Annotated in this window: 7 protein-coding genes and 1 pseudogene; 3 read left to right on the top strand and 5 right to left on the bottom strand. The window is 63.2% G+C overall.

The features are described from left to right. The 4 genes and pseudogenes from CYU59_RS09040 to CYU59_RS09025 form a co-directional block, all read right to left on the bottom strand. Positions 1-565 (bottom strand): annotated as a pseudogene (locus tag CYU59_RS09040) (TetR/AcrR family transcriptional regulator); the annotation flags it as partial. A 90-nt stretch (positions 566-655) separates the two neighbouring features. Next, the gene (locus tag CYU59_RS09035) at positions 656-1,567 is read right to left on the bottom strand and encodes an alpha/beta hydrolase (protein WP_292988391.1); all 912 of its coding nucleotides are present in this window, start codon (positions 1,565-1,567) and stop codon (positions 656-658) included. Then, a complete protein-coding gene (locus tag CYU59_RS09030; RefSeq protein WP_292988389.1) occupies positions 1,567-2,004 on the bottom strand; it encodes a PaaI family thioesterase in 438 nt (145 codons plus the stop codon). The genes CYU59_RS09035 and CYU59_RS09030 overlap by 1 nt, the downstream gene beginning before the upstream one ends. Positions 2,005-2,057: 53 nt before the next feature. Next, a complete protein-coding gene (locus CYU59_RS09025; RefSeq protein WP_292988387.1) occupies positions 2,058-2,582 on the bottom strand; it encodes a TetR/AcrR family transcriptional regulator in 525 nt (174 codons plus the stop codon). Positions 2,583-2,790: 208 nt separating this feature from the next. On the opposite strand from CYU59_RS09025, the gene CYU59_RS09020 reads away from it, so the two are divergent. The 3 genes from CYU59_RS09020 to CYU59_RS09010 are packed head-to-tail and all read left to right on the top strand — an operon-like array spanning position 2,791 to position 5,997. Next, positions 2,791-4,287: an acetyl-CoA acetyltransferase gene (locus tag CYU59_RS09020; RefSeq protein WP_292988385.1), complete on the top strand. Its 1,497-nt coding sequence runs from the start codon at positions 2,791-2,793 to the stop codon at positions 4,285-4,287. Then, positions 4,284-5,387, top strand: coding sequence for a zinc-binding dehydrogenase (locus CYU59_RS09015; protein WP_292988383.1), 1,104 nt, complete (start codon positions 4,284-4,286; stop codon positions 5,385-5,387). The genes CYU59_RS09020 and CYU59_RS09015 overlap by 4 nt, the downstream gene beginning before the upstream one ends. A gap of 31 nt (positions 5,388-5,418) precedes the next feature. Continuing rightward, a complete protein-coding gene (locus tag CYU59_RS09010) occupies positions 5,419-5,997 on the top strand; it encodes a carboxymuconolactone decarboxylase family protein (RefSeq protein ID WP_292988381.1) in 579 nt (192 codons plus the stop codon). A 292-nt stretch (positions 5,998-6,289) separates the two neighbouring features. On the opposite strand, the gene CYU59_RS28985 is transcribed toward CYU59_RS09010, so the two are convergent. After that, a complete protein-coding gene (locus tag CYU59_RS28985; RefSeq protein ID WP_363114283.1) occupies positions 6,290-6,808 on the bottom strand; it encodes a type II toxin-antitoxin system prevent-host-death family antitoxin in 519 nt (172 codons plus the stop codon). Positions 6,809-7,194: the final 386 nt, after the last annotated feature.

Raw genomic sequence — 7,194 nt, 5'->3', positions numbered from 1 at the left:
ACTCCCAGGTACCTGAGTGCTACGCGGGAGATCCGCTCACCAGTGGTGGCGATGTCCGCGGCTGGGAGTACAACATGACTCACGGTCAGTCGCACCAGAACATCTGCGACGTCCTCGACGTCTCCGGAGTCGAGATCGGCGAAGTGGTCCTGGAACCACGTGACCAGAGCCCCGGAGCAGAGCTGAAGCAGGGAAGCCGATGTCGGCAGAAGCGGAGGGAGCCCCGTGGACGACGAGCCACCGCGATCATTCCCCGAGGGGTTGGACGTCAGAACTGCCTTGAGGAGCGGACTGTCTTGTGCTTCACAGAGGGTAAATTTCACCGCTGCGGTGATGCCGCCCTGCACGTCGCCGACATGTTCGGCAAGGACGGCATGAATGCCTTCCAAAAAGCGCTGACCCTCTGACACCACCAGCGCGTCACCGAGCCCCTGTTTGTCGCCGAACTCTTGTATAACGTCGGGCGGGAGACGCCGACCGATTCGGCGACCTCGCTCATCCGGACCTGTTCCCAGCCCTTCTCGATGGTGAGTTCTGGTGTCGCCCTCAAGACCTGCTCGCGCACATGCCGGCGGAAAGATATCCGCACTGGTTCAGTTGACATAGAAGCAGGATAGGCGCCGGCCCCAAAAGGGCAGTAAACCGACTGCCGAGTTCAGATGGTCCCGTCGAGGAATTCGACGACCGCCGTCGAGAATGCGTCGTTGTTGTCGCCGGCAATCATGTGGCCCGCGCCGGATACGTCAACGGTTTGCGCGTGCGGAACGATGGTGAGGAAATGCTTTACTGTCTCTTCGCTGACGATGTCTGATAGCAGACCCCGGACGAGCAGCGTCGGCGCAGACACCTGCCGCGCACCGTCGAGAAGGAATGCGCTCATCATCTCGAAGTCCTCAGCGCCCTCGTCTGGATCACCCTGCAGGAACTGGAAATTCGACGTCACAAACGCCGGATCCCATCGCCAGGCCCAGCGACCGTCTCCACGTCGCTCGAGGACTTTTCGGAGGCCGTTGACGTTTTCGGGGCGAGGGCGGTGCGGGTTGTAGGCGGCGATCACGTCAGCGGCCGACTCGAGGCTGTCGAAACCTTCGGGATGTGCCGACATGAACGCTACGATTCGTCGGGCGCCGTGCATCTCCATTCGCGGAGTGATGTCAACTAGGACAACGGCCTGCCATAGCGCCGGCGGGGCGAGCAAGTGTGTGCCGAGGATGGTCAAACCACCCAGAGAGGCGCCGATCGCGGCAACTGGGCGGGCGGTGCCGGCGTACGAGCGCACGGCCAACAGGTCGGACCCCAGCCGGTCCATGTCATAGCGTCCGTCCGGGTCCCAGTCGCTGTCACCATGCCCCCTCGCGTCGTACGCGACAACCGTGTAACCCCGCTGATGCAGGCGTTGGGCGGTGAGATCCCAGGCGTGCCGGCTCTGACCACCGCCGTGAAGGAGCAACACGACCGCCCGCGGCGCGTCACAGCGGTAGAGGTCGACCGCCAGCGACAGCCCATCCGCCGCGGGGACGCGCTCGACGACAGGAGCCGACGAATCACCTGGTCCGTTTGCAGACATCAGGAGTTCGTCTTCGGTGCGACGACGGTGACGGTGCCCTGGGCTGCACACACCGCTCTGCCGTCGTTGCAGATGTCGATACGCGCCACACCGCTGGTTCTGCCCAGCGAGATGATCTCAGCCGTGGCTACACAGGTACCGCTGGAGACCGGACGAAGCAAATTCAGTTTGAACTCCGTCGTCGCTACCCAGGATCCCGTCGGAATCACGGGATAAAACACCACTCCGAGGCAGTGGTCGACCATGGCCGACAAGCAGCCCCCATGCAAGTTGCCGAAAGGCGTCTTCAGGTCGTCACGTGCGTCCATCTCCGCAACGAGCCGTCCAGCAGTGAATTCCGTGTGCCGGAAGCCAAGGTAACCGGCCAACCCGCCCGTGGTTTCTGCTGCGCTCTGCAGTTGCTCAGCGACCTGTTCGTTGAACGTGATGAACTGCATAGACACTTCCGGCCTCCTACCTCAGCTGTCGTTGAGACATTACGCCATACTTGTCACACCGGTCGACGATGGTCACTCGCCAGGATTGCGGGAAGGAGAAACCTCGAAAGAAACGCCCGGAGCCCGTCACGACTGCGCTCCCGCGGTCCTCGAACCGTCAGCAGGCTCAGTATCGTGCGGAGAACCCACTCGGCGGCGTCGTCGACAGAGACACCTGGTTCTACGTAGCTCCAGTGTCTCCTGAAGATGGGGCGCAGAAATTCGGTGACGATTTCGAAGAGCGACGTCGAGGTCCCCGCCGCGATGCCGACGCCGGCGAGTTCCTCGTCGCTGCCGAACAACAATCCGATGATCTCTTCGCGGCGCGCGGCCTCAACTGTGCATTCTACGAAATCGACCAGAGCGGAGCCCAGGTCGGCGTGCGCCGCGATCCGGGGGTTGATGCGGTCGAGGTAGCGCTCGGCGGCGCGAATGATGACACCCGACATCACTGCCTCCCGGCTAGAGAAGTAGCGATACACCGTTGCCCTGGACACACCCGCTGTTCTGCCGATGTCCTCCATGGTCGTGCTTAACACACCGCAACTCTCGAGGCACCGCTCGGCAGCATCGAGTAATCGGTCGCGAGCGGAACCACGATCTGGCGGCGCAGCGGCACCCCACCGCAACAACTTCGTGGACACAACAGCCAGTATGCCGCGGGCGCGCACCATTGTGGCTTGACCAGAGACATGACACCATCGCCTTTGTGTCTCAAATCAGCCCCGTGGCCCTGAGCGGGTGCCGATGGCGGTAGAAGCGCGTACCCCGGTGGTGGTCGTCGGCGTAGGCGAAGTCACCCATCGCGGGGACGACATCGTGGACCCGATCGACTTGGCGGTGGAGGCCGCACGCCGCGCGGTCAGAGACGCAGGTCGCGCGGTCGAGCGGCGGATCGACACCGTCGCGACTCCCGGCATCCTGGTCATCTCGCGGGACAATCCCGCCAGCAGGATCGCCGAAGCGATGCGCATCAGTCCCGCCCGCCGCATCAGCTGTCCAGTCGGCGGAAACACCCCGCCGTATCTCGTCGAGGTGTTGGGTGGAGAAATCGCCGAGGGCCGCGCAGATGTTGTCGTGGTCGTCGGTGCGGAGAGCGGGCATTCCGCGCGCAAGCTCCAGGGCGCGGCACTTCTCAACTCCCCACCCCCGCCCCGCTCCGGCGACGAATTCCTGGGGGACGCCCGCCCCGGGCTGAGTCAAGCCGAGTTGTCGGTGGGTCTGAGTTGGCCGCAAGAGGTGTATCCCATCTTCGAGTCCGCGATCGCCGCGCGCCACGGCCGCGATTTCGATGCGCAACGGGAGTGGCTGGGCACCCTGATGGCACCGTTCACAGCCGAGGCGGCACGCCATCCCGAGCAGGCCTGTTTTCCGCGCACACGAAGTGCCACCGAACTCAGCGAAGTAACCTCGGAAAACCGCATGGTGTGCGCGCCCTATCCCAAACTGCTCAATAGCATCATGTCCGTCGACATGGCGGCCGCGTTCATCCTCATGGCGGCCGAGGTGGCGGACGAATTGGGCATCTCGCGCGATCTTTGCGTTTTTCCCTGGTCGGCGGCAACCTGCAATGACGTGTACTTCCCCGTGGAACGGCCGGACCTCAGTCGCTCAACGGGTATCGAGGTAGCGGCACGCAAGGCTCTCGCTGCGGGCGGATTGACCACCGACGACATTCGGTGGTTCGACCTCTACTCCTGCTTCCCGTCGGCAATTCAGATGGGCGCCGAGGCTCTCGAGCTGGACCCCGGCGACGACAGAGGCCTCACCGTAACCGGCGGCCTCCCCTATCACGGCGGCCCCGGAAACAATTACGTCAGCCACTCGATCGTTGAGATGGCCCGACGCTGCAGACGCGACCCAACCGATGCCGGACTCGTCACCGGCCTCGGTTGGTATTCGACGAAGCATTCGGTCGGTGTGTGGTCGGCCACCCCTCCACCAACCGGATGGCGACTGATCGGCACCGCAGACGAACAAGCTCAGATCGATTCATCGCGGCTGGCCGTCGCAGGCGTCGACGAGGCGACCGGTCGCGCGACAGTGGACGGATACACCGTCGTATACGACCGAGACGGGCGACCTCGATGGACACCGATCATCGCGCACCTGTCCGACGGGCGAAGAGTCGTCGCACGCAGCGACGATCAGCAGATTGCCGAGGCGATGGCGGGCGAAATGTACGTGGGTAGAACGGTTTGCCTCCGAAACACAGGGTCATTCACCGGATTCGAGCTTCCATGATCGCCGAGGCGATAGTGCTGACCGGACCGCGGAATCTGGAGCGGCGCCGGATGACCATCCCCGACGTCGGCGACCGAGGTGCGATACTGCGAGTTGAAGCATGTGGTCTGTGCGGTACGGATCACGAACAGTTCACCGGACACCTGCCTGCCGGCTTCTCATTCGTTCCAGGGCATGAAATCGTCGGCATCGTCGAACGTGTCGGCGCTGCAGCCAGCCAACGCTGGGGTGTACAGGCGGGCCAGCGCGTGGCCGTCGAGGTGTTCCGGTCCTGCCGAGACTGCCCCGCGTGTCGCCGCGGCGAATACCGGCGGTGTGCGGTGAACGGCATCGCCACCATGTTCGGGTTCGTCGACGTGAAAATCGGTTCTGGCTTGTGGGGCGGATACGCCACCCATGTGGAGCTCCCGTGGGACGCCATGCTACTCCCGATTGCCGAAGACATGGACCCCGTTCTCGCCACGTTGTTCAACCCTCTCGGGGCCGGCATCAAGTGGGGAGCAACGCTTCCGGAAACTAAGGCGGGGGATGTCGTAGCCATCCTGGGACCCGGAATCCGCGGAATCTGCGCGGCGGTGGCTGCGAAGGAGGCGGGAGCCGCGTTCGTCGCGATGACCGGCATCGGCCCACGCGACGAACAGCGACTGGCCATAGCCAGATCATTCGGTGTCGACCTGCCCATCGATGTATCGCAGGACGATGCCGTGACAGCGCTCCAGCGTGAGACACGCGGACGGCTTGCCGACGTGGTCGTCGACGTCACCGCCAAAGCGCCCTCCGCATTCGCCGACGCTGTGGCCCTCGCCAAGCCAGCCGGCACAGTGGTGGTCGCCGGTACGCGCGGCGGAGGGGGCGCCCCAGGCTTCGAGCCAGACCTGCTGGTGTACAAAGAGTTGCACGTTGCGGGCGCACTCGGGGTGGACTACCCAGCATATCGGCAGGCCCTCGAAATCCTGGCCTCGCACCGCTGGCCGTTTCATCGCATCACTCGGCAATCGACAGGATTCGCTGGGCTCCCCACGCTGCTCAATACCCTTGCAGATGTCAGCCCCGAATCGAGTAGTGCAGCCCTGCACAACGTCTTTGTACCGACGGCATGATGGTCGGCAGGTTTGACAGAAAGGGTCAGCCGTGACGATGACGGAACGCGTACCGATGCTCGACCCTGACCAGGCCCGGCTGCGGGCAGCCGAGTGTGGGCTGCCCGCAGAGATGGCAGACCTGTCGGTATTTCGCGTGGCACTTCACCAGCCGAGTCTCGCAGTGGCCCTGTACGGAATGCTCGAGGCGCTGCTATTTAACGGTGCGCTCGACGCCCGGATACGCGAATTGATCATCATGCGCATCGGCTGGGTAACGGGGTCGGAATACGAATGGACACAGCATTGGCGAATCGCGACACTGCTCGGCGTGGCTTCGGATGACCTGCTGGCGGTGCGTGACTGGCAGAGTTCTAATCGCCTGGGCCATGTCGAGCGTGCGGTCCTGGCGGCGACCGATGATGTGGTACGTGACGGGGTCGTTGCCGAGGAGAACTGGGCCGCGTGCCACAAGGCTTTCAAAGCCGATCACGCGGTTTTGGTCGAACTTGTCGGAGCGATCGCTAATTGGCGGCTCTTTTCGATCCTGCTTCGATCCCTGAATATTCCGCTTGAGGCCGGTACCGACAGCTGGCCGCCCGATGGGCGAGCTCCTCGACGTGACGATTGAGCGAAACGGTTGTTCAGCAGTTGCAGCTGTGTGAGTTCACGGCATAGGTGACAGATGAGTCGCGTCATGGGTGACACCAGCATCGTCTCGTGATGAGTCGCGTCATAGGTGACAGTCATGGCCTGTCGAAAGCGCGCGTGGTCGTGTTGGAAGTCGTCAGTGGTCATTTGCCAGTGAAGCGCTGCAGCCCAGGCGTATGAGATGTCGCCGCCGCCCGCGCCGCAACCGCGAACTCATGGCCCAGCTCGCTGCGAGAACCCGGTCTTCGTGGTGCGGGAAGTACCGCTGAAGATTAGGCAGTCCTGCGCGGGTCCTCAGCGGCCGACACAATCCGGGCCACTACCCTGCCACCACGGACGACCTCGATTGTCTCCCCCTCCGCAACCCGGTCGAGATAACGCCCCGCGTGTGTCCGCAGTTCGTCGAGTCCGACCCGCCCACCAGCATCCCGCGCCGCGACGTTGACCGGTTGCGTGGGGATCGGACTCGCCTCTGGGTTCCTCGTGGCCGACACGACCCGGGCCACCAGTTTGCCGCGCCACACAATCCAAATTGTCTGTCCAGCCTCAACCCGATCGAAATAGCGCCCCGCGCTATTTCGCAACGCTTCAAGCCCGATACGCCCGTCGGCGCCGTTCACCGCGACAAGATCGGGCAGAGCGGTCGGGGTCGAACGGTCACCCGCTGCCGATACGATCCGCGCCACCAACCTGCCGCGGCGGACGACCTCAATCGTCTCCCCCGCCAAAACCCGCTCGAGATACCCAATTGCATTGCTCCGGAGTTGACCGAGGCCAATCAATTCTCCCATGCGGGTCCGACCTCTGAGTTCAGCCGCATCTGCGCACGGTTGGACCAGATGCGATCACCATCAGCGGATCTCCGGTTCCGCATTCAAGCTACTCCTGTGTTGTTGACCAATCACAGATAAAATGATGGTTATACGTGCGACCAGTTTTAGACTGGCCCTCGGCGTTCAATCTTATCATGGTGGGAGCCATTGCATGGTCGGGCCATGGGACGGGTATTCCAGCGTGCTTGGTGGCCGTGGCGTGTTCCCGCTGGATGAGTCCAACTGATCTGTCCCCGTCGTTTTGAGCCGTGGTTATGCGAGTTGAGGGACGTTTTGGGTGGATGTCCAGAGCATCTCGAATTCTGTCGGGCTGATGTTACCGAGGTAGCTGTGTCGGCGTTCGG

Source organism: Mycobacterium sp., from assembly GCF_002863225.1.
Classification (GTDB): Bacteria; Actinomycetota; Actinomycetes; order Mycobacteriales; family Mycobacteriaceae; genus Mycobacterium.
The sequence above is the reverse complement of the archived record's forward strand: the minus strand, read 5'-3'. Positions and strand labels throughout refer to the sequence as shown.